This window comes from Luteibacter flocculans, from assembly GCF_023612255.1.
Lineage (GTDB): Bacteria > Pseudomonadota > Gammaproteobacteria > Xanthomonadales > Rhodanobacteraceae > Luteibacter > Luteibacter flocculans.
In genome coordinates this window covers 3,247,689-3,270,604 of the sequence record NZ_CP063231.1, presented here as the reverse complement: position 1 = coordinate 3,270,604, position 22,916 = coordinate 3,247,689, and the positions used below count along the sequence as shown (strand labels likewise).

The 22,916-nt window shown below is 65.4% G+C and carries 26 protein-coding genes; 16 read left to right on the top strand and 10 right to left on the bottom strand.

The features are described 5' to 3' along the window. Positions 1-54 precede the first annotated feature (54 nt). Complete coding sequence (locus IM816_RS14205; RefSeq protein ID WP_072321858.1) at positions 55-1,197, top strand: AI-2E family transporter; 1,143 nt, start codon at positions 55-57, stop codon at positions 1,195-1,197. Continuing rightward, positions 1,194-1,889: a DnaA regulatory inactivator Hda gene (gene hda, locus IM816_RS14200; protein ID WP_250338575.1), complete on the top strand. Its 696-nt coding sequence runs from the start codon at positions 1,194-1,196 to the stop codon at positions 1,887-1,889. The genes IM816_RS14205 and hda overlap by 4 nt, the downstream gene beginning before the upstream one ends. Positions 1,890-1,893: 4 nt before the next feature. Here the strand turns inward: hda and IM816_RS14195 are convergent, their stop codons facing one another. Together IM816_RS14195 and IM816_RS14190 are read right to left on the bottom strand one after the other, a co-directional pair. Beyond that, positions 1,894-2,934 (bottom strand): metallophosphoesterase, encoded by a 1,041-nt coding sequence (locus IM816_RS14195; protein WP_250338574.1) that lies wholly within the window; start codon positions 2,932-2,934, stop codon positions 1,894-1,896. A gap of 139 nt (positions 2,935-3,073) precedes the next feature. Continuing rightward, positions 3,074-3,880, bottom strand: a complete 807-nt coding sequence (locus tag IM816_RS14190; RefSeq protein WP_250338573.1) for an inositol monophosphatase family protein — start codon at positions 3,878-3,880, stop codon at positions 3,074-3,076. 135 nt (positions 3,881-4,015) lie between these two features. Here IM816_RS14190 and IM816_RS14185 point away from each other — a divergent pair, with 135 nt between their 5' ends. Further along, a complete protein-coding gene (locus IM816_RS14185) occupies positions 4,016-4,789 on the top strand; it encodes an RNA methyltransferase (RefSeq protein ID WP_250338572.1) in 774 nt (257 codons plus the stop codon). Positions 4,790-4,795: 6 nt separating this feature from the next. On the opposite strand, the gene IM816_RS14180 is transcribed toward IM816_RS14185, so the two are convergent. Continuing rightward, the gene (locus tag IM816_RS14180) at positions 4,796-5,404 is read right to left on the bottom strand and encodes an exopolysaccharide biosynthesis protein (protein ID WP_250338571.1); all 609 of its coding nucleotides are present in this window, start codon (positions 5,402-5,404) and stop codon (positions 4,796-4,798) included. Positions 5,405-5,460: 56 nt separating this feature from the next. Continuing rightward, a complete protein-coding gene (locus IM816_RS14175) occupies positions 5,461-6,780 on the bottom strand; it encodes a hemolysin family protein (protein ID WP_250338570.1) in 1,320 nt (439 codons plus the stop codon). Positions 6,781-6,896: 116 nt separating this feature from the next. Here IM816_RS14175 and IM816_RS14170 point away from each other — a divergent pair, with 116 nt between their 5' ends. Then, positions 6,897-7,526, top strand: coding sequence for a DUF47 domain-containing protein (locus IM816_RS14170; RefSeq protein WP_072321851.1), 630 nt, complete (start codon positions 6,897-6,899; stop codon positions 7,524-7,526). A gap of 13 nt (positions 7,527-7,539) precedes the next feature. Beyond that, positions 7,540-8,664 (top strand): inorganic phosphate transporter, encoded by a 1,125-nt coding sequence (locus IM816_RS14165; RefSeq protein WP_072321850.1) that lies wholly within the window; start codon positions 7,540-7,542, stop codon positions 8,662-8,664. 36 nt (positions 8,665-8,700) lie between these two features. Here IM816_RS14165 and IM816_RS14160 read toward each other — a convergent pair whose 3' ends face one another. Further along, positions 8,701-9,105, bottom strand: a complete 405-nt coding sequence (locus tag IM816_RS14160; RefSeq protein ID WP_072321849.1) for a hypothetical protein — start codon at positions 9,103-9,105, stop codon at positions 8,701-8,703. A 75-nt stretch (positions 9,106-9,180) separates the two neighbouring features. Between IM816_RS14160 and IM816_RS14155 the strand changes: the two genes are divergently transcribed. After that, entirely contained in the window at positions 9,181-9,549 is a 369-nt protein-coding gene (locus IM816_RS14155) for an MGMT family protein (RefSeq protein WP_072321848.1), read from the top strand. 15 nt (positions 9,550-9,564) lie between these two features. Here IM816_RS14155 and IM816_RS14150 read toward each other — a convergent pair whose 3' ends face one another. Then, positions 9,565-9,855 (bottom strand): hypothetical protein, encoded by a 291-nt coding sequence (locus tag IM816_RS14150; protein WP_250338569.1) that lies wholly within the window; start codon positions 9,853-9,855, stop codon positions 9,565-9,567. A 173-nt stretch (positions 9,856-10,028) separates the two neighbouring features. Here IM816_RS14150 and recQ point away from each other — a divergent pair, with 173 nt between their 5' ends. Together recQ and IM816_RS14140 are read left to right on the top strand one after the other, a co-directional pair. Beyond that, positions 10,029-11,843: a DNA helicase RecQ gene (recQ, locus tag IM816_RS14145; protein WP_250338568.1), complete on the top strand. Its 1,815-nt coding sequence runs from the start codon at positions 10,029-10,031 to the stop codon at positions 11,841-11,843. A gap of 85 nt (positions 11,844-11,928) precedes the next feature. Then, a complete protein-coding gene (locus tag IM816_RS14140) occupies positions 11,929-12,156 on the top strand; it encodes a hypothetical protein (protein WP_250338567.1) in 228 nt (75 codons plus the stop codon). 26 nt (positions 12,157-12,182) lie between these two features. Here the strand turns inward: IM816_RS14140 and murU are convergent, their stop codons facing one another. Both murU and IM816_RS14130 read right to left on the bottom strand, forming a co-directional pair. Continuing rightward, positions 12,183-12,860, bottom strand: a complete 678-nt coding sequence (gene murU / locus IM816_RS14135) for an N-acetylmuramate alpha-1-phosphate uridylyltransferase MurU (RefSeq protein WP_256470180.1) — start codon at positions 12,858-12,860, stop codon at positions 12,183-12,185. Beyond that, positions 12,857-13,870: an aminoglycoside phosphotransferase family protein gene (locus IM816_RS14130; protein ID WP_250338566.1), complete on the bottom strand. Its 1,014-nt coding sequence runs from the start codon at positions 13,868-13,870 to the stop codon at positions 12,857-12,859. The genes murU and IM816_RS14130 overlap by 4 nt, the downstream gene beginning before the upstream one ends. A gap of 143 nt (positions 13,871-14,013) precedes the next feature. Here IM816_RS14130 and IM816_RS14125 point away from each other — a divergent pair, with 143 nt between their 5' ends. From IM816_RS14125 to IM816_RS14115, 3 genes are read left to right on the top strand one after another with little or no spacing between them, the layout of a single operon-like run. Further along, positions 14,014-15,615 carry a flavin monoamine oxidase family protein gene (locus IM816_RS14125; RefSeq protein ID WP_250338565.1) on the top strand — a complete coding sequence of 534 codons (1,602 nt, stop codon included), beginning with the start codon at positions 14,014-14,016 and terminating at the stop codon, positions 15,613-15,615. After that, on the top strand, positions 15,612-16,022 hold the full coding sequence (locus IM816_RS14120) for a c-type cytochrome (protein ID WP_250338564.1): 411 nt from the start codon (positions 15,612-15,614) through the stop codon (positions 16,020-16,022). The genes IM816_RS14125 and IM816_RS14120 overlap by 4 nt, the downstream gene beginning before the upstream one ends. A 9-nt stretch (positions 16,023-16,031) precedes the next feature. Further along, positions 16,032-16,517, top strand: a complete 486-nt coding sequence (locus IM816_RS14115) for a RidA family protein (RefSeq protein WP_250340772.1) — start codon at positions 16,032-16,034, stop codon at positions 16,515-16,517. Positions 16,518-16,570: 53 nt separating this feature from the next. Here the strand turns inward: IM816_RS14115 and IM816_RS14110 are convergent, their stop codons facing one another. Together IM816_RS14110 and IM816_RS14105 are read right to left on the bottom strand one after the other, a co-directional pair. Further along, a complete protein-coding gene (locus IM816_RS14110; RefSeq protein WP_250338563.1) occupies positions 16,571-17,893 on the bottom strand; it encodes an ammonium transporter in 1,323 nt (440 codons plus the stop codon). Beyond that, on the bottom strand, positions 17,883-18,221 hold the full coding sequence (locus IM816_RS14105; RefSeq protein WP_250338562.1) for a P-II family nitrogen regulator: 339 nt from the start codon (positions 18,219-18,221) through the stop codon (positions 17,883-17,885). The genes IM816_RS14110 and IM816_RS14105 overlap by 11 nt, the downstream gene beginning before the upstream one ends. Before the next feature lie 224 nt (positions 18,222-18,445). Here IM816_RS14105 and IM816_RS14100 point away from each other — a divergent pair, with 224 nt between their 5' ends. Genes IM816_RS14100 through sufD form a run of 5 tightly spaced genes read left to right on the top strand, consistent with a single transcriptional unit; the run spans position 18,446 to position 22,906 of the window. Further along, positions 18,446-18,898 (top strand): SUF system Fe-S cluster assembly regulator, encoded by a 453-nt coding sequence (locus tag IM816_RS14100; RefSeq protein ID WP_250338561.1) that lies wholly within the window; start codon positions 18,446-18,448, stop codon positions 18,896-18,898. Positions 18,899-18,912: 14 nt separating this feature from the next. After that, entirely contained in the window at positions 18,913-20,373 is a 1,461-nt protein-coding gene (gene sufB, locus IM816_RS14095; RefSeq protein ID WP_250340771.1) for a Fe-S cluster assembly protein SufB, read from the top strand. 2 nt (positions 20,374-20,375) lie between these two features. Continuing rightward, positions 20,376-20,783, top strand: coding sequence for an ACT domain-containing protein (locus tag IM816_RS14090; RefSeq protein WP_250338560.1), 408 nt, complete (start codon positions 20,376-20,378; stop codon positions 20,781-20,783). Positions 20,784-20,801: 18 nt separating this feature from the next. After that, complete coding sequence (gene sufC, locus IM816_RS14085; RefSeq protein WP_072322303.1) at positions 20,802-21,587, top strand: Fe-S cluster assembly ATPase SufC; 786 nt, start codon at positions 20,802-20,804, stop codon at positions 21,585-21,587. Further along, entirely contained in the window at positions 21,584-22,906 is a 1,323-nt protein-coding gene (sufD, locus tag IM816_RS14080; protein ID WP_250338559.1) for a Fe-S cluster assembly protein SufD, read from the top strand. Before sufC ends, sufD begins: the two co-directional genes overlap by 4 nt. Positions 22,907-22,916: the final 10 nt, after the last annotated feature.

The following is a 22,916-nucleotide window of genomic DNA, read 5'->3' as shown; positions in this document are numbered from 1 at the left end:
CCTCACCGCCGCCACGGAACGCGGCCGGTGCCCCTTTGCCGAACCTGGACTCGCATGAACCACGACACTTCGCGCCGCTGGCAACTGCTCGCGATCACCGCCGTCATCGTCTTCGTCATCTGGCTGCTGGCGCCGGTGCTCATGCCTTTCGCCCTGGCAGCGATGCTGGCCTATCTCGGCGATCCGTTGGCTGATCGCCTGCAGCGCCTCGGCATGGGGCGTACGTGGGCGGTCAGCATCGTTTTCACGGTGATCTCGCTGGTCTTCATCGGTGTGGTGCTGCTGTTGATCCCGCTGATCCAGCACCAGTTCGAGAGCCTGGCCGAGAACCTGCCGCGCTACGTGGATTGGGTGCGCGGTACCGCCTTGCCGTGGATCCAGGCGCGGCTGCGACTTGATCCGGGCGTCTTCGATACGGATCGCCTGCTTGCTACCGTGCGCGAGCACATCGGTTCGGTTGGCAGCGTCGCCGCGAAGGCGGTGGCGAAGGTCACGCAGTCCGGCATGGGCATCGTCACCTGGTTGACGAACGCGGTGCTGATTCCGGTCGTGGCGTTCTATCTGCTGCGCGACTGGGACAAGATGATTGCGCAGATCCAGCGCCTGCTGCCGCGTTCGATCGAGCCGACGGTGGTGCATCTGGCGCGCGAGTCGGACCACGTGCTCGGCGCCTTCGTGCGCGGCCAGTTGCTGGTCATGCTCGCTCTCGGCGTGTTCTACGGTCTGGGTCTTACCCTCGTGGGTATCTCCATCGGCCCGCTGATCGGCATGGTCGCCGGACTGCTGAGCTTCGTGCCCTACCTCGGCTTCATGATCGGCTTCGTGGCGGCGATGATCGCCGCGCTCGTGCAGTACGGCGACTGGATGCACGTCATCCTGGTGGTCGTCGTCTTCACCATCGGCCAGTTGCTCGAAGGGTACGTGCTCGTGCCGCGACTGGTGGGTGGCAAGATCGGCCTGCATCCGGTGGCGGTCATCTTCGCCGTGCTCGCGGGTGGCCATCTGTTCGGTTTTCTCGGCGTGCTGCTGGCGCTGCCTGCGGCATCGGTGGTGGTGGTGCTGCTGCGCTACATGGTCGAGCGCTACCGGGAAAGCCAGCTGTATACCGAGCCGGCCGCCAACGCGGAAGCGATCGAGGTGGATGTTGAAGTCACCATCGACGAACGGCCGCCGTCGCCGCGCGACGAGGCGCCATGACGACCCAGCTTCCTCTCGCCCTGCGCTGGCCGCGACGCCAGCGCTTCGAGCATTTTCGCGCGGGTGAGAATGCGGTGGCCGTCGAAGCGGTCCGCGCTGCCGCTACGCACGCGGATGCTCCCTGGGTGTTTGTCGCTGGACCGATCGGCAGCGGCCGCACGCATCTCCTGATCGCAGCATGCCAGGCGGCGATCGACGCGGGGCGTACTGCGCAATACCTGCCACTGGCAGGCATGCGCGGCCCGCGTGCAGCAGCGATTCGTGGCATGGCCGGCAGCGATCTGCTCGCCATCGACGACATCGATGCCATTGCGGGTGAAGGCGATGCCGAGCATGCGCTGTTCGACACGTTCAACCGCTATCGCGCCGAAGGATGCACCTTGCTCTTCTCCGCGAACGGGGCGCCGGCGTCGTTGGAGATCGCCTTGCCCGATCTGCGCTCGCGCCTGGGCTCGCTCACCCAGGCCGTGCTGAAACCGCTCGACGACAGCGAGCGCCGCGCGGTGCTGCGCGAGCAGGCGAGTGCGCGTGGCATCGAGTTGGACGACGTGGTGCTGGACTGGCTGTTCGCTCACCATGCCCGTGATCTCGGCACCTTGCTGGATCTGCTCGATACCCTCGATCGCGCCTCACTCGCCGCACAGCGACGAGTGACGGTGCCGTTCCTGCGGCATCTGTTGCGCAGCGACTGAAACGTCAGGACGTCGGGACGGGGACGACACTCAGCAACTGCTTGCGTTCGGGATCGTTTCGGTACACGCCGTAGACGCGGAGTACGGCCGCATCGGTATCGTGTTCGACGACGAGATACGTGCGTTGCGACGCCGAGCCGCTCAAGAAGATCGGTATGCCGTTTTCGTTGGGATAGCGGCCCATGAGTGCGTGGATATGCCCGCCGAAGATGGCAGCGATGTGCTCGCGATCGGGCAGCCCTTCCAGTTCCCAGGCATCCTCAAGCGGATCGTGCATGTGCAGGATGGCGAAGTCGTAGGCACGATCGGCGGGCGTGCCATAGCGCGGTACCGACAGGTGCGTGTCCAGCAGACCGTCCAGCCATGGCAGCGATGACACGATCTCGTAGTGTGCGGGCCGGAGCTTTTCGGTGGTGTCGAAGCTCACCGTGTAGGTCGGGTGGTAGTTGAGCTGCACGTTGAGTACGCGTTCGAGTCCCGGTGTTTCGACGGCATAGCCCAGGCTTCCGTAGTAGCTCTTCTTGAAAAGGCCTTGCGACATGTCGGCGAAGTCGAACGCCACGGTGCTCCGCTTGTTGCGAACGTGGCGAACGAGATCGTTGATGCTGTCGCGGGCACAGCCATTGTTGTAGCAGCCACTGCCGTCGGCTTCGCGGATATTGTTCGCGTAGTCGTGGTTACCGAGACCCAGGTGCACGTTGTCGCCCAGAATCCGGTACATGCGCTCCATGACTGCGCGTTGCCAACCGTGCCCGTACGCGGTGAGGTCGCCATTGATGAAGACGGGGATCTGCTGATCCGGTCGTGCGGCACGGTAAGCGGCAATGCTGCGGTACTGTTCCTCGATGAGGCGCTCCGACTCTGCCTGTGTCTGCGCGTCGCTCTCCGGTAGCTTGGCATCCGTTTTGCTCGTCCACGGGTATTGCGGATCGGAGGTGACGATCATGGTGCGTACTTCGGCGGAGGCCGTCGGGACAAGACAGGCCGAAGCCAAGGCAAGCGTCAGCGCGGCCGACAGGCGGCCGAAGGGGGATGGGGGGTACATCACGGCGTAGTTTCCTTGATCCGTCGTAGGGGAAAGCGAACGTCCCGTTCGCGGCGACAGATTAGGGGCCGTGCCCGCGCCCGTATGTAGGCGCAGGGAAGGCGGCGGTGCAGGGTTTTCCTACACCGCCGTGAGGCCTTTACACGCCGAGCAGGCGCGGCGTGGCGTTGGCACCGATGACCTCGGTCATGGCGGCGGCCACCTTGTGGTTGGCTGCGATGATGTTGCCGCTCTCGGGCAGGCCTTCGCGTCCGGCGAAGTCGCCGTACACGCCGCCGGCTTCGCGCACGAGCAGGGCGCCTGCAGCGATGTCCCACACGTTGAGGCCCGGCTCGAAGTAGCCGTCGAGACGACCGGTGGCCACGTAGGCCAGGTCGAGGGCTGCGGAGCCCATGCGGCGGACATCCTCGGCTTCCTTGAGCAGGGCAGCCGTCATGGCCAATTGCGATTCGAGATGGTTGCGCACACGGTACGGGAAGCCGGTGCCGATCAATGCGCCGGTCAGGTTCTCGCGCTTGGCTACGCGAATGCGGCGGTCGTTGAGGTAGGCGCCATCGCCCTTGCTCGCGGTGAACAGTTCATCGCGCAGGGGATCGAAAACCACGCCGTATACGGGCTCGCCCTTGTCGAGCAGCGCGATGGATACGCTGAAATGGGGGATGCCGCGCAGGTAATTGTGCGTGCCGTCCAGGGGATCGATCACCCATGTGAGCGGGCCGCCCTTGCCGGTCTGCCCCGATTCCTCGCCCACGATGGCGTGGGTGGGGTAGGCGCGGCGGAGTTCCTTGACGATCTCGGCTTCGGCGAGCCGGTCGACCTCGGAGGCGAAGTCCATCCGCTGCTTCTCGACGACCGCAAGGCCTTCGATGCGATTCATGTAGCGCAGGATGATGTTTCCTGCGGAGCGCGCGGCGCGCGCCGCGACGTTGACGGCGGGTCTTGGCATGGGGATCGGCTTGGCAAAAGAACGAAGGAGCGGTCGAAAGCCGCGTCGGCCGGGGAGTTTACCATCCCCTCGCGCCTCGCCCAAGTCATTGCCGTTGTAGACTTTCCGGTCCTGCCGTCAGCCACCCCGCCCGCCATGGCCCTTTCCGAGCTTCACGACCGCCTCCGCTTCGTCCTCGTCCGCACCTCGCATTCGGGGAACATCGGTTCGGCGGCGCGCGCCATCCGCACCATGGGCTTCGACCGTCTGACCCTCGTGGCGCCGCACCGTTTTCCCGACCCCGAGGCGACGGCGCTCGCGGCGGGCGCGGACGATGTGCTCGCCCAGGCGGCGATTCACGACGATCTCGTGTCGGGTCTGGCCGGTGCGACGTTTTCGCTCGGCCTCTCCGCGCGCCGTCGCGGCGTGAACCTTCCGGAGTTGGACCCTCGGGAAGGGGCTGCCCAGGCCGTAGCCGCCGCGAAGCGCGGCGAGCAGGTGGCCCTCGTGTTCGGCAACGAGCGCACGGGGCTGGAGAACGACGAGCTGTCGCGCTGCCATGCCATGGTCCGTATCCCCAGCGTGGACGACTTCAGCTCGCTCAACCTGTCGCAGGCCGTGCAGGTGGTGGCCTACGAGGTGCGCCTGGCCCTGCTCGCCGACGAAGCTGCTGCCCCGGTCGTCACACTGGACCCCGACGAGGCGCCGGCCGACGCCGAGCAGCTCGAACGGTTCTTCGATCATCTCGGCCAGACGCTCGATGACATCGAGTTTCACAAGGGGCGGTCGCCCACGACCATCATGCTGAAACTGCGCAAGCTGTTCCTTCGCGCGAGGCCCGAATTGCGCGAGCTGCGCATTCTGCACGGGATTCTGGCGGACGCCCAGCGCATGGCGAGCATCGCGCACGAAGGCGACAAGACGCCGTAGGGGCGGCTAGAACAGGTCGCGAAAGAACCCGGCCAGGGCGTGGCTGAACGTGGCGGACGCAATCACGATCGCCACCGTGGTCACCCAGACCATGGCCAGCAGGACGCCATCGCGCTCCACCAGCGCGAAGGCGAAGGCGATGAGCATGCCGCCGAACACGTAGTTGGTGAAGGGGATCGGCAGGGCGAGCAGGATGCCGACGAGGAGCATGATCGCGCCGGACACGAAGGTGAATGGCCGCCGCGTGAGCCGTTGCAGCCGCGGTTTGCAGATCCGCTCCAGGCGCCCGCTGAACGGGGCGATGCGGTCGAGGAAGCGCAGCAGGCCTTCCCGTGAAATCGTCCGGCGGCGCAGGAAGCCCGGAATCCACGGATGTTCCAGGCCGATCAGCATTTCGAGCCCCAGGCCAATCACCAACACGCCCATGATGCCGCCGATGCCCAGCGGCACGGGGATGAAGTTCGGAATGGCGAGTAGCAGCAGCACGAAACCGAAGGCCCGGCGCTTCAAGGAATCGAGCAGTTCCTCCACGGAGATGCGCTCGTCCGAAGCCGCCATCAGTGCCGCCCTCAGCAGGGCGACGGTCTTTTCTTCGCGGGGCTCGGCGGGGTCCATGCGGTGACTCTCGCTGCACCGCCTTGAACCGGTATTGAATCGTACCGGGGGGGGCGCTATTCCTCGATGGCCGGTTCGTCGACGGTAGCCTCGCTCACGAGAATCTTGTCGATGCGTGCGCCATCCATGTCCATCACTTCGAAGCGGCGGCCTTGCCATAGGAAGGATTCGCCTGCGCGGGGGATGTGGCCGAATTGCGTCGTGACCATGCCCGCGACCGTGCGGAAATCGTGCGCCTCTTCATTGGGCAGGCGGTCGAGCTGCAGCAGCTCGCGCAGGTCGTCCGCCGGCAGCGAGCCATCGATCAGCCAACTGCCGTCGTCGCGCCGGATGATGGGGCCATCCTGGGTCGCATCGTCCGCTGCGGGAGCCGTGGCACCGATGACCGCGCCGAGCAGGTCGTTCAGCGTGACCAGGCCTTCGATGTCGCCGTACTCGTCCACGGCGAGCGCCAGTTGCGTGTCGGCGTCGCGAAAGGCTTCGAGGAGGTCGAGCGCGCGAGCGGTCGCGGGCACGAACAAGGGGCGGGCCATGTGCGCGAACAAATCGGCCTCGCCACCTTCCAGCGATCCGATGAGCGATTTCACCTCGACCGTGCCGACCACCTCGCTCTCGTCGCGCCGGTACACCGGGTAGCGGGAGAACTGGCTTTCCCTCAGAACGTCCAGGTTGTCTTCGCGCGACGCGGCGATGTCCAGCCAGGCGATCTTCATGCGCGGGGTCATCACGGAGTCCACGCTGCGATCGCCCAGGCGCAACACGCGGTTGACCATGTTCCGCTCGTCGCTGTCGAGGATGCCCTGTTCCGCGCTTTCGGCGACCAGCAGGCGGATCTCTTCTTCGGTGGCGGCATTGGCGCCGGCCCGGTGCAGGCGCAACACGCGCAGAATGCCGGTGGACAGGTGGTTCAGCAGCCAGACCATGGGCAGCGTGATCCGCGACACGATCAGCATCGGCACGGCGATCTGGCAGGCGATCCGCTCGGGCGCCGAGAGCGCCGCGCGCTTCGGCACCAGCTCGCCGATGACGATCTGCACCAGCGACATGAGCAGGAAGCCGAGCAGCCAGCCCACGATACGGGCATAAGGCTCCAGCCAGGCGGGCCCGTCGCCGTGGACGATGTCGGTGAACCGTTCGCCCAGGCCATCGCCTGCCACGGCGCCGGTGACCAGGATGATCAAGGTCATGCCGACCTGCACGGTGGACAGGAAGCGCTCCGGCGCTTCGGCCAGTTGCAGGGCCACCCGCGCGCGCCGGCTGTCCCGCGCGAGCTGCTTGAGGCGGCTCTTGCGGGAGGCGACCACGGACATTTCGGACAGGGCGAAGAACCCGTTGCCGAGGGACAAGAAGAGGACCAGCAGGAGTTCGGTGAGCATCGGCCGCTTATATAGCAGATGGGGCCGGATCGGTCCTGCAGGGGCTCGCCCACCCCAGCGACGGGCCAGTCCGGTAACATTGTCGTCACAAATCCCCAGGTTCCCCAGGCGACGCCATGTTTTCACTCCAGACGATCTTCGGTAAGGGCGACAAGTTCTACGGCCTGCTCGAAGCGAGCGCCGAGGCTGCTCGCGAGAGCGCCAAGGCCATGCATGAGCTGGTCATCCAGACCGATCGCACCCCCGTCATGGCCGCCTTCAGCACGGCACGCGCCCGCGAGAAGGCCCTGCACGCGCAGATCGGCGAGGAACTGGTGAACACCTTCGTCACCGCGCTGGACCGCGAAGACATCGAGGCGCTGAACTCGGCGCTGTACAAGATCCCCAAGACCATCGAGAAGTTCGCCGAGCGCTACGTGATCGTCGCCGAGCGCCTCCAGGGCATCGATTTCAGCCAGCGCGCCGCGCTGCTCGAACGGTCGGCCGACGTGGTGGTGGCGATGATCGGCCAGTTGCGCCATGGGCTGAAGATCGACCCGGTGAAGAAGCTGCGCGATCAGCTCCAGGCTCTGGAATCGGAAGCCGACCGGCTTCTTCTCGACCCCTACCGCACGTTGTACGCCGAGGCGTCGGACCCGTTGCGCGCCATTCTCGCCAAGGATCTGTTCGAGCTGATCGAGAAAGCCGTGGACAAGTGCCGGGACGTGGGCAACGTCGTCTATTCCATCGTGCTCAAGAACTCCTGACGGCGGGCGTCCCATGAGCATGGTCATCGCGGTCGTTCTGATCGCCCTCGCGTTCACGTACATCAATGGCTTCCACGACACGGCGAACTCCATTGCGACCGTGGTCGCCACCAAGGTACTCACGCCGGGGCAGGCTGTGCTGCTGGCGGCGGTCACCAATCTCGCCGGTGCGCTGTGGGGCACCGCCGTCGCCGCGACGATCGCGTCCGGCCTGATCGACACCGGCGTCGTCGAGGTCGGCTCGCAACTGCTCATCAGCGCGCTGCTGGGCGCCACGATCTGGAACCTCATCACCTGGTGGCTCGGCCTGCCGTCGAGTTCCAGCCATGCCCTCGTGGGCGGCCTGTGCGGTGCCGCCCTGGCCGCGGCGGGCGACAACTTCCATTCCATCATCTGGTGGGAGGGCGGCGCGCACTGGTGGCTCGGCAAGGGCGTGCTGCCCAAGGTGATCGTGCCGATGATCGTCTCGCCGTTCCTGGGCTTCGTGATCGGTTTCCTGATCATGGGCGGGCTGTACGCGCTGCTCGGCTTCTTCTCCAGCCGCAAGGGTCCCCTGCGTCGATTCGGCCGCACGCCGTTCGTGAACAGTTTCTTCGGCAAGGCGCAGATCTTCTCGGCCAGCGCCATGGGCATCTCCCACGGCATGAACGATGCGCAGAAGAGCATGGGTATCATCGCGCTGGCGCTTGCCGGCGCCACCGCCGCGGGCCAGTTCGATCACCTGCCGACCTTTCTGCATTTCCTCCGCATTCCGCACGACCCGGCCGCCGCGGGCGGCTTTCCGATTCCGATCTGGGTCAAGGTCGTTTGCGCGCTGACGATGGCGGGCGGCACGGCAGGTGGCGGCTGGCGCATCATCAAGACGCTCGGCCACAAAATGGTGAAATTGCATCCGATCAACGGCTTCGCTGCGGAAGGCAGTTCGGCCGCCGTGATTCTCACGGCATCGGTGCTCGGCGTGCCGGTCTCGACCACGCACAATGTGTCGGCATCGATCATGGGCGTGGGTGCGGCGAAGCGGTTCAATGCCATCCGCTGGTCGGTGGTCGAGCGCATGGTCTGGGCCTGGATACTCACGCTGCCCATCACGGCCGGCATCGGCTACGGCCTGGTGAAGCTGGGCCACCTGCTGTTCTGAGGCCGCTGTTCTGAGGCTCTTGCTGCGTGCGGACGCTCAGAGCGCGTCCGCTTCCCCGTTGACCAGTTGTTCCAGCTGATCGCCGGTCGCGCCCAGTTCTTCGATCAGGCGAGCCAGCTCGCGCTCGTCGAGATAGTCGTAGGGACGGTTCTCGCACAGGTGCAGATAGGGAGAGCCGTCCAGATCGGCCTCGGCCAGGTAGCCCGTGCGTTGCTCCCAGTTGAAGCGCAGGCAGCGCCGCGCATCCACGCCTACCAGCGGCCCGATCGGCGTGGACAGGCGCAGGAAGCGTTGGCCGTCCGCGTCTTCCAGTTCGGCGAGATAGATACCCTGATGCCGCCCGTCGGGTAGCTCGAGGTCGAAGCTGATGATGTAGGGCTCGTTCTGGCGGAGCCTGTGGATGCTGCCGACATGGGAGCGAATCGCTTCGAAGTGCCGCATGGGCTTGTACCGGTCCGTCGTCAGAGAAGCCTGATGGTACGCTGACATGCGAGACCAAACATGCACGAAATCACCATGAACGATGAAGTCGACGATGACGAAGCCCGCGCGCTGCGTGCGCAACGGATCATCGACGCGGTCGCAGCCATTCCGCGCGGCCGCGTTGCCAGCTACGGCGCCATCGCGGCGCGCGCGGGTTACCCAGGTCGCGCCCGGCTGATCGGCAAGGTGCTCGGCGATGCGCCGAACCGCGCCGACCTGCCCTGGCACCGTGTGCTCCGTGCCGACGGTCGTATAGGCATTCCCGCGGGCACGCGCGGTTACCGCGAGCAGTGCCGGCGGCTCACCTCGGAAGGCGTGACGGTGAAGGAAGGACGCGTACCGATGAGCGCTTTTGGCCTCGATCACGATCTGGATCGCGCCATCTGGGGCTCACCGGCTTGACCGGCTGGCCGGCGGTCAGCGGTAGGTGATCTCCATGATTCGCCATGAGGTCGAAGCGTCCCGTTGCCGGGCATAGGCGAACAAGGCGGTGTGGTCCAGGCCGGCGGCGGTGCCGGTGTGGAACCAGCGAACGTTTGTTGGAATGGATCGCCCTTGAGGGCAGGCGAGTCTCGCGCCATCGGCACGACAGGTGACCTCCGTGATGGCGCCCTGGAAGCCGAGGTGGCCCTCCGCAGCATGCGTGGGAAGGGCGCCGGCAAAGACACTGACGGCGAGCAGGACGGTGCGTACGAGCGCTTGCTTCATGGCATCCCCTTCTGGGACATGGAAACGCTGTTGATAGGTGGGAACCCCGGCCTCATTACCTGCTGGCGCCAGGAAAAATAAAACGATCTTTGTCTCAAATCGGTGTAGGAAAACCGCCCGTTCAGCGCGCACTGTGTGAAGGCGCAGATCACGGGTTTGCTAGCATGGCGCACATGTCTTCCCCAGCCCTCGATCTTCTCCATTCCGTTTTCGGCTACCCCGGTTTCCGCGGTCAACAGCAGGCCATCGTCGAACACGTCGCCGAGGGTGGCGACGCCCTCGTGCTGATGCCCACGGGCGGTGGCAAGTCGCTGTGCTTCCAGATTCCTGCTCTCATACGCCAAGGTATCGGCATCGTCGTCTCGCCCTTGATCGCTCTGATGCAGGACCAGGTCGATGCGCTCAACGAAGCAGGCGTGAAGGCGCGGTATCTGAACTCCAGCCTGGACGCGATGACGCAGCGCGAGGTCGAAGACCTCATGCTGGGGGGCGAACTGGACATGCTCTACGTCGCGCCCGAACGCCTGCTCACCGGGCGTTTTCTTGGCTTGCTCGATCGCGTGCCGATTGCGCTGTTCGCCATCGACGAAGCGCACTGCGTGTCCCAGTGGGGACACGACTTCCGTCCGGAATACCGTGAGCTGGCGATCCTGCACGAGCGCTTTCCGGAGGTGCCGCGCATCGCACTCACGGCCACCGCCGATGAGCGCACTCGCGAGGAGATCGTCGAGCGGCTCGGTTTGCAGGCGGCACGACGCTTCGTTTCAAGCTTTGATCGCCCGAACATCCGTTATCGCGTGGCGCCGCGACAGAACGCGCGCCGGCAGTTGCTGGACTTTCTCGACGGGCATCGCGGCGAGGCGGGCATCGTCTATTGCCTCAGCCGGCGCAAGGTGGATGAGACCGCCGCGTGGCTCGCCGAGGCGGGCGTGGAATCGCTGCCTTACCACGCGGGCCTCGACGCGCAAACGCGTACGCGGCACCAGCAAAGGTTCCTGCGCGAAGACGGTGTCGTCATGGTCGCTACGGTGGCCTTCGGTATGGGCATCGACAAACCCGACGTGCGCTTCGTCGCCCACCTCGATCTTCCGCGCAGCATGGAAGGCTATTACCAGGAGACCGGTCGTGCCGGTCGCGATGGCCTGCCGGCCGAGGCGTGGATGGTCTACGGTCTCGGCGACGTCGTTACGATGAGCCAGATGATCGCGCAGTCGGAAGCGGGCGACGATCGCAAGCGCATCGAACGCCTGAAGCTGGATTCCTTGCTGGGCTATGCGGAAGCCACGCGTTGCCGTCGTCAGCTTCTGCTCGAAGCCTTCGCGGAGATTTATCCCGAGCCCTGCGGCAATTGCGACAACTGCCTGGCGCCGCCGAAGACGTGGGATGCCACGCTCGCTGCGCAGAAGGCCATGTCGTGCATCTATCGCACGGGGCAGCGTTACGGCGCGGGCCATCTCATCGACGTTCTACGAGGCGAGGGTAACGAGCGCCTGCGCAATCTCGGTCACGATCAATTGCGCGTCTTCGGCGTGGGTGCCGACATGGATGCGACGCAATGGCGCTCGGTGTTTCGCCAGTTGCTCGCAGCAGGACTGATCGAAGCCGATCCCGACGGCTACGGCACCTTGCGTTTGTCGACGCAGAGCGGCCCGGTGTTGAAGGGTGAATGCAAGGTCTGGCTGCGCGAGGATGCGCGTCCTGCGAAGGGACGTCGCGCGGCACGTGCCACGCCTGCTGCGACGGGTACGTCGCTGGGCATCGAGGAGATCGAGCTGCCGCTGTGGAACGAACTGCGCCGGGTGCGTGCGGAACTTGCCAAGCAGCATGGCGTCCCGGCCTATGTGATTTTCCACGACGCGACATTGCTCGCGATGTTGCGTGCGCTGCCCGGTAATGAAGAAGAACTGGGCTCGATCAGTGGCGTGGGCGAGAACAAGCTGAAGCGCTACGGCAGGGATTTCCTCGCCGTGCTGACCGCGGCCGGCTGACGGGCTGACGCAGGATCGCCATCGAAGTCACTTGCAACGGTCACCCCGCCCCGGCAGTATCGAGGAACAGGGGAGGGGACGCGCAGTGGAAAATCACAGTAAATACAGAGTGGTAGCGAAGGCGGTAAAACATAACGGCCAGGCGGGCGAGCAAGTCTACCGAGCCAGCTACCGCATCCTCGACCATATCGGCGAGGAAATCGAAGCCAGCACGGGCACCAACGATTTCTCGGATATCACCAGCGCCTTCAATGAAGCGTTCGCGCTCGGGCACGAGCGGCTACGCGAACTCGGCGTCGATACCGTGCAGTAAATCCCGGCGGCATCGCTTTCACAGCGCTACGCGCCGGCGATGGCGCGCAGTTCGTCCAGTTGTGCCGGCGTGCCCACGTTGCGCCAGAAACCGTCGAAGCGTTCGCCAGTCAGGCGACCTTCGGCGATGGCCTTGCGATACATCGGCAACAGCTTGAAGCGTCCGGGTTGCTCGTGCTCCACGATTTCCCGGCGATAGACCCCCACGTTGCCGAAGGTCAGGCGTTCGGCGCCTGCGGGACCGTTGGCGTCGTAAAGGCGACCGTCGGCGAGTGAAAAGTCCCCATGTGGATGGAACGAGGGATTGGGCACCATGACCAGGTGCGCCACACCCTGCGGTTCGCGCGGCAGCGCGGCGTAATCGACATCGCTCCAGATGTCCGCGCTCACCACGATGAAGGGATCGGCACCCAGCAAGGGCAACGCCTTCAACATGCCACCCCCGGTTTCCAGTGGCGTCGGCCCTTCATACGAATAACGGATGCGGACACCCCAGCGCGATCCGTCGCCCAGCGCCTCGGGAAAGTGTTCGGCCAGGTGCGACGTATTGACGACGATGTAGCGCACGTCGGCGGCGGCGAGCTTCTCGATGTGGTGAACGATGAGTGGCTTGCCGGCGACGTGAAGCAGTGGCTTCGGCGTGTGATCGGTCAGTGGCCGCATGCGTTCGCCGAGGCCCGCCGCGAGAATGAGTGCGTGCCTCACGCGTGTGTCGCCTGGCGAATGTCACGATCGCCGATCTTTGCCTCGATCAGGTCGGCCAGCGGTGCGATGTCTGCATGGCGGCGCGCGGTGTCGAGCACGTAGCGGAGCACACGCGGCAGGTCGTCGAGGTAACCGGGTTTTCCGTCGCGATAGCAGAGGCGGCAGAACAGGCCAAGAATCTTGATGTGTCGCTGCAGGCCGGTGAGGTCGAACCAGCGGCGAAACCGGTCGGTGTCCACGGTCTCGTCGAGCAGTCGTGCATCGAGCAGGCGAAGGCGATAGGCCTCCACCCAACCTTCCACGCGCTCGTTGTCCCATACCACGTACGCATCGCGAAGCAGCGAGGCGAGGTCGTAGGTGATCGGGCCGGACATCGCGCCCTGGAAGTCGATGATCCCGGGCGAACGTTCCGCCGTCACCAGCAGGTTGCGGCTGTGATAGTCGCGATGCATGAAGGCACGCGGCTGTTCGGCGATCGCGTGCATGATCGCGGTGAACGCGGATTCCACCACGTCCCATTCCTCGCACGCGAGGCTCATGCCCAGGTGTCGCTCGATCAGCCAGGTCGGCATGAGTTCGAGTTCCATCGTCTGCCAGGCGTGATCGAACGCAGGCAGGCCCGCGGTGTCCACCTGCCGTTGCATGCGCAGGAGGGCGTCCAGCGCGTCCCCGTAGAGCGCGTCCACTGTCGTGTCGCTCAGCTCCGGCAGGTAGGTGCGCGTGCCCAGATCCTCGATCAGCAGGAAGCCCTGCGTCAGGTCGGCAACCATCACCGTCGGCACGTGCAGGCCTGCCGCGGCCAGTCGCTGACCGATCTCGACCCATGGCGCGGGGTCTTCGCGATCGGGCGGCGAATCCATCACGATCACTGGCTGCCCGTCCACGTAGCCGCGCCAATAGCTGCGGAAACTCGCGTCGGCGGAAGCGGGTTCCAGAACGAGCGCGGGCGCACCCGTTGCGTGGCGGGCCCAGGCGAGTCGTGCGGCGGAGCGGTCGGCGATCGGAGTCATGCGGGTCACTGATAAGCGAATGCCGCGGGGAGCTTAGAGCCTTTGGGCATGACTGTCATGGCAAGGCTGGCCGTCGGTCTTATTGTTGTGCATCCCGAGTGTGTCTATGCTCGGTCGTCGGGGTGGCATCGGGGAATGGGTCGATGAAACACGAGGATACGGCGCCCATCACGCGGCGCGACCTCCTGCGCATGATCGGCCTCGCCGGTGGTGGCGCCGTGATGTACCAGGCGATGGCCGGTCTCGGTTTCGCCAGCCCTTCGACGTACAAGCGTCCCGCTCCGTTGCAAGGGTCCGGTCGCGGCAGCGTGCTCGTGCTTGGTGCCGGGCTGGCGGGCCTCGTCGCGGCGTACGAGCTGCGCAAGGCGGGCTATCGCGTGCAGGTGCTCGAGTACAACAATCGCGCTGGCGGGCGTAACTGGACGCTGCGCGGCGGCGACGTCTACACCGAGCTTGGCGGCCATCGCCAGGAGTGCCGCTACGACGAAGGTCAGTATTTCAATCCCGGCCCGTGGCGCATTCCGTATCACCACCATGGCGTGCTCGATTACTGTCGCCAGTTCGGCGTCACCCTCGAACCCTTCGTGCAGGTGAACTACAACGCCTATGCGCATGGAACGAATGCATTCGGTGGCAAGCCGCAACGTCTTCGCGAAGTGCAGGCGGATTTCCACGGCGGCATCGCCGAGCTGCTGGCGAAGGTGGCGGGGAAGGGTGGCCTGGACGATGCGGTGAGTAAGGAGGATAGCGAGATCCTGCTCGAAGCCTTGCGCGACTTCGGCGGGCTCGATCACCAGTTTCGCTACGTGGCCGGCCGCGAGAGTAATGAGCACCGCGGTTACGCAAAGCCACCGGGCGGCGGTCCCGATGGCAAGCCGACGTTCTCCCAGCCCATCGGCATCTCCGACATGCTCAATGCGCGTCTGTGGAAGGCGCTGGGCATGAGCGAGCTTTACGAATACCAGACCACGTTGTTGCAGCCTGTCGGTGGCATGGATGCGATCGGCAAGGCATTCGTGCGCGAGATTGGCGGCGGCGTGATTCGTTACGGCGCGAAGGTCACCGCCATTGCGCAGGACGATCGCGGCGTGACCGTTACCTATGAAGACACCGCGTCGCCGGGCACGACGCACCAGGCCACGGCAGACTGGTGCGTCTGCACGATTCCGTTGTCGATCCTGAGCCAGCTTCCGGTCCAGGTATCCGATGCGAAGCGGGCGGCGATCTCGGCCGTGCCTTACATGGCCTCCTCGAAGATCGGCCTGCAGTTCAAACGCCGTTTCTGGGAAGAGGACGAGGCGATCTACGGCGGCATCACTACCACCGATCTGCCGATCGGTTTCATTGCCTATCCCAGCCATGGCATCGGTACGAAGAAGGGCGTGTTGCTGGGTTCGTATACGTTCTTTCTCGAAGCCTACGAATTCACCGCGCTCGATCCCGCCACACGGATTCGCAAGGCCGTGGAATACGGTGCGCAGATCCATCCGCAGTACACGGAAGCCTTCGAGAACGGGATGGCCGTCGCCTGGCATCGTGCACCGTTCACGCTCGGCTGCTTCGGTTGGTGGACGGATGCCTTGCGCGAGAAGCATTACGCCAACCTGTGCTCGATGGATGGCCGCATCGTGCTGGCCGGCGAGCACGCGTCCTATCTTCCCGCGTGGCAGGAGGGGGCGATTCTTTCGTCGCTTTCGGCCATCGATGCGCTGCATCGGCGCGCCACGGCGGGAGCCGCCGCATGAACGCCGTACGTCTTGGCCTGGCGTTGCTGTTGGTGTGCAGCGCTGCATCGGCGCAGGCGACGGATGCCGAGTTCATTGACCGCAAGGACGCCGCGCACGTCACTGGGGAACAGATCTTCACGCACGTATGTCAGGGCTGCCACATGCCCGACGCGAAAGGCGCGGTCGGTGCGGGCAGATATCCCGCGTTGGCCGGCAATCCCAAGCTGGCCTCCGCGGCCTATCCTGCGGCCATGGTCATCAACGGCCGCGGCGGTATGCCGCCGTTCGGTATGCTTCTCAGCGACGCGCAGGTGGCAGACGTGGTGAACTACGTCCGTACCCATTTCGGCAATACCTACCAAGACGCGCTGACGGCGGAAGACGTGAAAGCGTTCCGACCCGCCCCCCATCCCGAGGAGCATTGATCCATGCGTATGCACGCCGCCTTGTTGTCCCTCTCGTTCGCCCTCGCGGCGCCGGCCTTCGGCGGCGACGTGGTCCGGCACAAGATTCCCAACAGCACCTTCCCGATTTCGGCAGCCGTCGAAGTGCCCGCCGGCAGCACGCTCGTTTTTCTGAGTGGCGTGGTGCCGCCCGTGGCGGACAGCAACGCGTCCAAGGACAGCCCGCAGGCCTACGGCGATACGAAGACGCAGACGATCGGCGTGTTGCGCTCGATCGAGAAGCAGCTCAAGGACATGGGTCTGTCGATGAGCGACGTGGTGAAGATGCAGGTGTTCCTGGTGGGCGATCCGGCGAAGGGCGGCAAGATGGACTTCGCCGGCTTCATGGCGGGATACACGCAGTTCTTCGGCACGCCGACGCAGCCGAACCTGCCGTCGCGTTCCGCGATGCAGGTGGCAGGACTGGCGTCACCCGCGTTTCTTGTCGAGATCGAAGTGACCGCGGTGCGCCACTAGAGCGTCACCAGGCCCGGCCGGTTGGCCGGGCCATCGTACGAAGCGCGGTGCGATCAGGAGAGGTTGTAGCCGCGCTCTTCGTGCAACGCGATGTCCAGGCCCACCTGTTCCTGTTCCTCGTCCACGCGCAGGCCCATGGTCACTGCGATGCCCTTGAAAATCGCGTAGCTGAGCACGCCGCTGTAGACCACGGTGAAGGCCACGCCCTTGAACTGGACCCATAGCGACAGGCCCAGGTCTGTCACCGTGCCGAATCCACCGAGCGCATGCGCGGCGAAGGGACCGGTGAGCAGCGCGCCGATGATGCCGGCGACGGCATGCACGCCGAACACGTCAAGTGAATCGTCATAGCCGAACCGGCGCTTGAGCCGCGTGGCGCAGAAGAAGCACACGATGCCGGCGGCAAAGCCAATCAGCAGGGCGCCACCCGGGCCGCAGGTGCCCGCGGCGGGAGTGACTGCCACGAGGCCCGCCACAGCACCGGATGCGATGCCCAGGACGCTCGGGCGACGGTGGGTCAACCACTCGACGGCCGTCCAACCGATCGCTGCGGCGGCGGTGGCGATCTGCGTCACCAGCATCGCCATGCCGGCGCTGCCGTTGGCAGCAACCGCGGAGCCCGCGTTGAAACCGAACCAGCCGAGCCAGAGCATGCTCGCACCCACGAGGGTGTAGCCGAGGTTGTGGGGCGGCATCGGCGTCGTGGGATAGCCGCGCCGTTTGCCGATGACCAGACATCCCACCAAGCCGGCGATGCCCGCGTTGATGTGCACCACCGTGCCGCCGGCAAAGTCGATCACGCCGAGGTCGCCGAGGAACGAACCCGGGCCGCCCCAGACCATGTGCGCCATCGGCAGGTAGACCACGGTGAACCACAGCGCCGTGAAGACGAGCAGGGCAGAGAACTTCATGCGCTCGGCGATGGCACCGACGATGAGGGCAGGCGTGATGATCGCGAAGGTCATCTGGAACATCACGAACACCGCTTCCGGCACCGTGTTGTAGAGGCTCCCTGGCGCGAGCCCCGCAAGCATCGCGCGTCCGAGTCCGCCGACGAACGAATGCAGTCCCGTCGTACCCACGGCCATGCCGGTCGCGTCGAACGCCATGGAATAGCCGTAGACGACCCACAGCACCGTCACCAGCGCCGTGATCGCAAAGCACTGCATCAGCACCGACAGGAGGTTCTTCGCCCGCACCATGCCGCCGTAGAACAAGGCGAGGCCGGGAATCGTCATCAACAGCACGAGCATGCTGGACGTTAGCATCCAGGCGGTGTCGCCGCTGTCCAGTTTTGTGGGGGTGGTGGTCTGGGCGAAGGCCAGGCCGGGAAGCAGGGCAGAGACGGCGAGGGTGGCGATGGTCTTAGAGCGCATCGGCGTCCACCTCCTGCGTGCGAATGCGGATGGCCTGTTCGAGGTCGATCACAAAGATCTTGCCGTCGCCGATCTTGCCGGTGCGCGCGGCGGTGCCGATCGCCTCGACCGCGCGTTCGACCTGCTCGTCGGTCACGGCGATCTCGATCTTCAGCTTGGGCAGGAAATCGACCACGTACTCCGCGCCCCGATATAGCTCCGTGTGGCCATGCTGGCGGCCGAACCCCTTCACCTCGGTCACTGTCATGCCCTGCACGCCGACTTCGGCCAGGGCCTCGCGGACGTCGTCCAGCGTAAACGGCTTGATAATCGCGTTGATCCACTTCATGGAGCGTGCGTCCCCTATCGTTGGCCTACGAGGGGTAGAGCAGGATGCGTGCCAGCGCCTCGGCCCTTGTGCAATGCGGCATGGCGCGCCGTAGGTAGCAAACTGGCGCACCATATTGGTGCATTTCGCCCTATACAAGGGCTATGCGCAGCGAGCCCCGCCATTGCGCCAGGGCGCCAAAATCAGTACCATTTTGGTCCGGTATTGACGACTCCCCTTTCCCCATGCTGCGTGTCAGCCGACTGACCGATTACGCGACGGTGGTGATGACCTGCATCGCCGCCCACCCGAATGACGTTCTGAGCACTGCCCAGATCGCGGAAGAGGCGCGCCTTGAGCTGCCCACCGTGTCGAAGCTGCTGAAGCTGCTTGGTCACGCAGGGCTGGTGGAATCGTTTCGCGGGGTCAACGGTGGCTACCGGCTCGCACGGCCGGCCGAGGCGATCAGCCTTGCCGAGATCGTCGAAGCGATGGAAGGGCCGATCGGCCTCACCGAATGCAGCATGGCTCAGGGCCAGTGCGAGCGGCAGTCGCAGTGCGGCGTCAGCGGTAGCTGGCGATCCGTTTCCGGGGCGATCGATGGCCTGCTGCGCGCCATGACCCTTGCACAGATGCTGGCTGCGCGCCCGACGGCGCCGGCCACGGAGGCGGCACACGCCGCACAGGCAAACGCATGAACGAGAGCGAGAACATGACACGCGAAGTGGCAGCGCCGGTGCACGACAACGCCGAAGTCGAAGCGGCCCTCAATCGTCGCTACGAGGCCGGTTTCGTCACCGACATCGAGTCCACGACCCTGCCGCCGGGCCTCAACGAGGACACCGTGCGCCAGTTGTCCGCGATCAAGGGCGAGCCGGAGTGGATGACCGAGTGGCGCCTCGCCGCGTACCGGCATTGGCTCACCATGCCGGAGCCGGACTGGGCGAAGCTCGAGATTGCACCCATCGATTACCAGGCCGTGAGTTACTACTCGGCACCGAAGGCCGGTCCGAAGTCGCTCGACGAGGTCGATCCGAAGCTGCTGGAAACGTACGAAAAGCTGGGCGTACCGCTGCATGAGCGCGCGCGTCTCGCCGGTGTGGCTGTGGATGCCGTGTTCGATTCGGTCTCTGTCGGCACCACCTTCCGCAAGGAACTGGCGGAAACCGGCGTGATCTTCTGCTCGATGTCGGAAGCGATCCGCGAGCACGGCGATCTGGTGCGCCAGTACCTTGGCAGCGTGGTGCCCGCGGGCGACAACTATTTTGCCGCGCTCAACTCGGCCGTGTTCTCCGATGGCAGCTTCGTGTTCATTCCCAAGGGCGTGCGCTGCCCGATGGAACTGTCCACGTATTTCCGTATCAACGCCATGAATACCGGGCAGTTCGAGCGCACGCTGATCGTTGCCGAAGACGACTCCTATGTGTCCTACCTCGAAGGCTGCACCGCGCCGATGCGCGACGAGAACCAGTTGCACGCCGCGGTGGTGGAACTGGTCGCCCTGGAGCGTGCGCAGATCAAGTACTCCACGGTGCAGAACTGGTACCCGGGCGACGAGAACGGTGTCGGCGGCATCTACAACTTCGTGACCAAGCGCGGCGACTGCCGCGGCGCGGACTCGAAGATCTCGTGGACCCAGGTGGAAACCGGATCGGCCATCACCTGGAAATATCCGAGCTGCGTGCTGCGCGGCGACCGTTCGGTGGGCGAGTTCTATTCGGTGGCGCTCACGCACCATCGTCAGCAGGCCGACACCGGCACCAAGATGATCCACATCGGCAAGGGCACCAAGTCCAAGATCGTCGCCAAGGGCATCAGCGCCGGACGCAGTTCGAACAGCTATCGCGGCCTCGTGAAGATCGAGAAGGGCGCGGATGGCGCACGCAACTACACGCAGTGCGACTCGCTGTTGATCGGCAAGAAGTGCGGTGCCCACACCTTCCCGTACATGGAAGTGAAGAACCCGGGCGCCATCGTGGAACACGAAGCCACCACCTCCAAGATCTCGGACGACCAGTTGTTCTATTGCCTCTCGCGCGGCATCGGCGAGGAAGACGCGGTCTCGATGATCGTCGACGGCTTCTGCAAGCAGGTCTTCCGCGAACTGCCGATGGAGTTCGCGGTGGAGGCGAAGAAGCTGCTCGAGGTCTCTCTCGAAGGCGCGGTGGGCTGACGATGGGTATCGCCGGCTCTGCACCGGGCGTCACCGATCTGCGCGCGTTGCTCGCTGCGCTGGATCCCGAGGTGGACCCCATTCCGAAGCGCTTCCTGCACGTGTCGCACGAGAAGGCGCGCGAGCGGCTTCCCGAAGCCTTGATGATGTTTCGCGAGGCCGAGGGCAGCACGCTGATCGTCGACGTCGATCCCGAGGCGTCGGGCGGCGAGCGGATGCTCTGGGCGCACATCACCCTGCGCGTGCAGTCCAGCCTCACCGCGGTGGGCATGATGGCCGCCGTATCCGCTGCGCTCGCGAAGCGCGGCATTCCCTGCAACCCCGTATCCGCGTTCCTGCACGATCACCTCTTCGTGCCCTGGGAACGCCGCGACGACGCCCTCGATGCGCTCTCGCACCTCACGCCCTGATTGGACCGCGCCATGCACATGCTCAAGATCGACAACCTCCACGCCCGCGTCGAAGGCAAGGAGATCCTCAAAGGCCTCTCGCTCACGGTGAACCCGGGCGAGGTGCACGCCATCATGGGCCCGAACGGGGCGGGCAAGTCCACGCTCGGTAACGTGCTGGCCGGCCGCGAGGGTTACGAGGTCACCGCCGGCACCGTGGACTTCGCGGGTCGCGACCTGCTCTCGCTGGAGCCTGAAGAGCGCGCCGCGGTCGGCGTATTCCTCGCCTTCCAGTACCCGGTTGAAATCCCCGGGGTGAACAACACCTACTTCCTGCGTGCCGCGCTCAACGCGCAGCGGAAGTACCGTGGTGAAGACGAACTGGATTCCATGCGCTTCCTGAAGCTCGTGCGCGAGAAGCTCAAGGTGATGCAGATCTCCGACGAGTTGCTGCATCGCGCCGTGAACGAAGGCTTCTCGGGCGGCGAGAAGAAGCGCAACGAGATCTTCCAGATGGCTGTGCTCGAACCGAAGCTCGCCATCCTCGACGAAACCGATTCCGGCCTCGACATCGATGCGCTCAAGCAGGTGGCCGAAGGCGTGAATGCGCTCCGTTCGCCGGAGCGCTCGTTCGTGCTCGTCACGCATTACCAGCGCCTGCTCGACTACATCCAGCCCGACTTCGTGCACGTGCTTGCCGGCGGACGCATCGTCGAGAGTGGTGATCGGCATCTGGCGCTCAAGCTCGAAGAGCAGGGCTACGCATGGCTCGCCGATGCGCATCCCGAACTGCGCAAGGCCGACCTCACGGGGGCGCCGGCATGAACTCCGTGCCGTCCCCGTTCGTGCGGGCGGCCCTGGATGCCGCTTCCGCCACGCCGGCCAGCGGCATCGCCTGGCTGGACGCCGCGCGTCGCGAGAACCTGGAAGCCTTTGCCGCGGCGGGCCTGCCCGAAGGACGCAACGAAGCTTGGAAATACACGCCGTTGCGCGCGCTGTCACAACGCGCCTTGGCGCTGGCCGATCGCACGGTGGCCGCCGGTCTCGCGGTCGATCCGTCGAACTACGCCTTGCCGGGCGTGGAAGGCGCTTGCGTGGTCTTTGTCGACGGTGCGTTCCGCGGCGATCTGTCCTCGCTGGACGGGCACGGCATCGAACTCGTTCCCCTCGCCGTCGCGCTTGCGGAGCAGCCCGAGCCCCTGCGCTTCGCGCTCGCTCATCGCTACCCGCACGGTGCCGCGGACGCGTTCGCTCACCTCAATGCCGCCCTGGCGACGGATGGTCTGGTCGTCCGCGTGACGGACGGCGTGGTCGCGAGCCGGCCGCTGCACGTCGTGCATCTTTCCAGTGGTGTCCAGCCGGATAGCGCCTGGCACGTTCGCTTGCTGATCGAGATCGGCAAGCACGCCGCCCTCGATGTGGTGGAGCACTTCGCCACCGCTGGCGACGCCGCGCAACTCGGTACCGTGGTCGCGAACGTTAACGTGCGCGAAGGCGGCAGGCTGGGTCTCATGGCGTTGCAGGATGCCTCCACCGCCACGACGCTGGTTCGTCGCACCCAGGTACGCCTGGATGCCGGTGCCGAAGCGACGGTGCATGCGCTTGAACTCGGCGGCGCGATGGTCCGGCACGAACTGCAGGCGGAACTGACGGGCGATCGCTCGCGCTTCGATTCCCGCGGCGTGTTCGCGCTGTCCGGCCGCCAGCATGTGGACACCCAGCTAGAGGTGCGCCATATGGCCCGCGACACGGCCTCCGATGCGCTCTGGCGCGGCGTGGCCGACGGTCGCTCGCGTGGCGTCTTCCGCGGGGCTATCGTGGTTGCCGAGGGCGCCGACGGTACCGACGCCTCGCTCAGCAACAAGAATCTGCTCCTGTCCGGTCAGGCGGAGATCGATACGAAGCCCGAACTGGAAATCTACGCGGACGAGGTGAAGGCCGCCCATGGCGCCACCATCGGCCAGCTCGACGAACGTTCGCTGTTCTATCTGCGTTCGCGCGGCATTCCGTCCGCCGAAGCGCGCAGCCTGCTGACGCTGGCGTTCTGCCGCGCCGCGCTCGAATCCTTGCCCAACGCCGTCCTGCGCGAGCATCTCGGTGAGCGGTTGGTCGCGCATCTGCCGACCGGTCCCGCTGCCGACTGACGCCTGGAGC

Excerpts from the sequence above, each read along its gene's own strand:
- IM816_RS14205 (WP_072321858.1), top strand. The coding sequence starts at position 55 with ATGAACCACGACACTTCGCGCCGCTGGCAACTGCTCGCGATCACCGCC.
- hda (WP_250338575.1), top strand. The coding sequence starts at position 1,194 with ATGACGACCCAGCTTCCTCTCGCCCTGCGCTGGCCGCGACGCCAGCGC.
- IM816_RS14195 (WP_250338574.1), bottom strand. The coding sequence starts at position 2,934 with ATGTACCCCCCATCCCCCTTCGGCCGCCTGTCGGCCGCGCTGACGCTT.
- IM816_RS14190 (WP_250338573.1), bottom strand. The coding sequence starts at position 3,880 with ATGCCAAGACCCGCCGTCAACGTCGCGGCGCGCGCCGCGCGCTCCGCA.
- IM816_RS14185 (WP_250338572.1), top strand. The coding sequence starts at position 4,016 with ATGGCCCTTTCCGAGCTTCACGACCGCCTCCGCTTCGTCCTCGTCCGC.
- IM816_RS14180 (WP_250338571.1), bottom strand. The coding sequence starts at position 5,404 with ATGGACCCCGCCGAGCCCCGCGAAGAAAAGACCGTCGCCCTGCTGAGG.
- IM816_RS14175 (WP_250338570.1), bottom strand. The coding sequence starts at position 6,780 with ATGCTCACCGAACTCCTGCTGGTCCTCTTCTTGTCCCTCGGCAACGGG.
- IM816_RS14170 (WP_072321851.1), top strand. The coding sequence starts at position 6,897 with ATGTTTTCACTCCAGACGATCTTCGGTAAGGGCGACAAGTTCTACGGC.
- IM816_RS14165 (WP_072321850.1), top strand. The coding sequence starts at position 7,540 with ATGAGCATGGTCATCGCGGTCGTTCTGATCGCCCTCGCGTTCACGTAC.
- IM816_RS14160 (WP_072321849.1), bottom strand. The coding sequence starts at position 9,105 with ATGCGGCACTTCGAAGCGATTCGCTCCCATGTCGGCAGCATCCACAGG.
- IM816_RS14155 (WP_072321848.1), top strand. The coding sequence starts at position 9,181 with ATGAACGATGAAGTCGACGATGACGAAGCCCGCGCGCTGCGTGCGCAA.
- IM816_RS14150 (WP_250338569.1), bottom strand. The coding sequence starts at position 9,855 with ATGAAGCAAGCGCTCGTACGCACCGTCCTGCTCGCCGTCAGTGTCTTT.
- recQ (WP_250338568.1), top strand. The coding sequence starts at position 10,029 with ATGTCTTCCCCAGCCCTCGATCTTCTCCATTCCGTTTTCGGCTACCCC.
- IM816_RS14130 (WP_250338566.1), bottom strand. The coding sequence starts at position 13,870 with ATGACTCCGATCGCCGACCGCTCCGCCGCACGACTCGCCTGGGCCCGC.
- IM816_RS14125 (WP_250338565.1), top strand. The coding sequence starts at position 14,014 with ATGAAACACGAGGATACGGCGCCCATCACGCGGCGCGACCTCCTGCGC.
- IM816_RS14120 (WP_250338564.1), top strand. The coding sequence starts at position 15,612 with ATGAACGCCGTACGTCTTGGCCTGGCGTTGCTGTTGGTGTGCAGCGCT.
- IM816_RS14115 (WP_250340772.1), top strand. The coding sequence starts at position 16,032 with ATGCACGCCGCCTTGTTGTCCCTCTCGTTCGCCCTCGCGGCGCCGGCC.
- IM816_RS14110 (WP_250338563.1), bottom strand. The coding sequence starts at position 17,893 with ATGCGCTCTAAGACCATCGCCACCCTCGCCGTCTCTGCCCTGCTTCCC.
- IM816_RS14105 (WP_250338562.1), bottom strand. The coding sequence starts at position 18,221 with ATGAAGTGGATCAACGCGATTATCAAGCCGTTTACGCTGGACGACGTC.
- IM816_RS14100 (WP_250338561.1), top strand. The coding sequence starts at position 18,446 with ATGCTGCGTGTCAGCCGACTGACCGATTACGCGACGGTGGTGATGACC.
- sufB (WP_250340771.1), top strand. The coding sequence starts at position 18,913 with ATGACACGCGAAGTGGCAGCGCCGGTGCACGACAACGCCGAAGTCGAA.
- IM816_RS14090 (WP_250338560.1), top strand. The coding sequence starts at position 20,376 with ATGGGTATCGCCGGCTCTGCACCGGGCGTCACCGATCTGCGCGCGTTG.
- sufC (WP_072322303.1), top strand. The coding sequence starts at position 20,802 with ATGCTCAAGATCGACAACCTCCACGCCCGCGTCGAAGGCAAGGAGATC.
- sufD (WP_250338559.1), top strand. The coding sequence starts at position 21,584 with ATGAACTCCGTGCCGTCCCCGTTCGTGCGGGCGGCCCTGGATGCCGCT.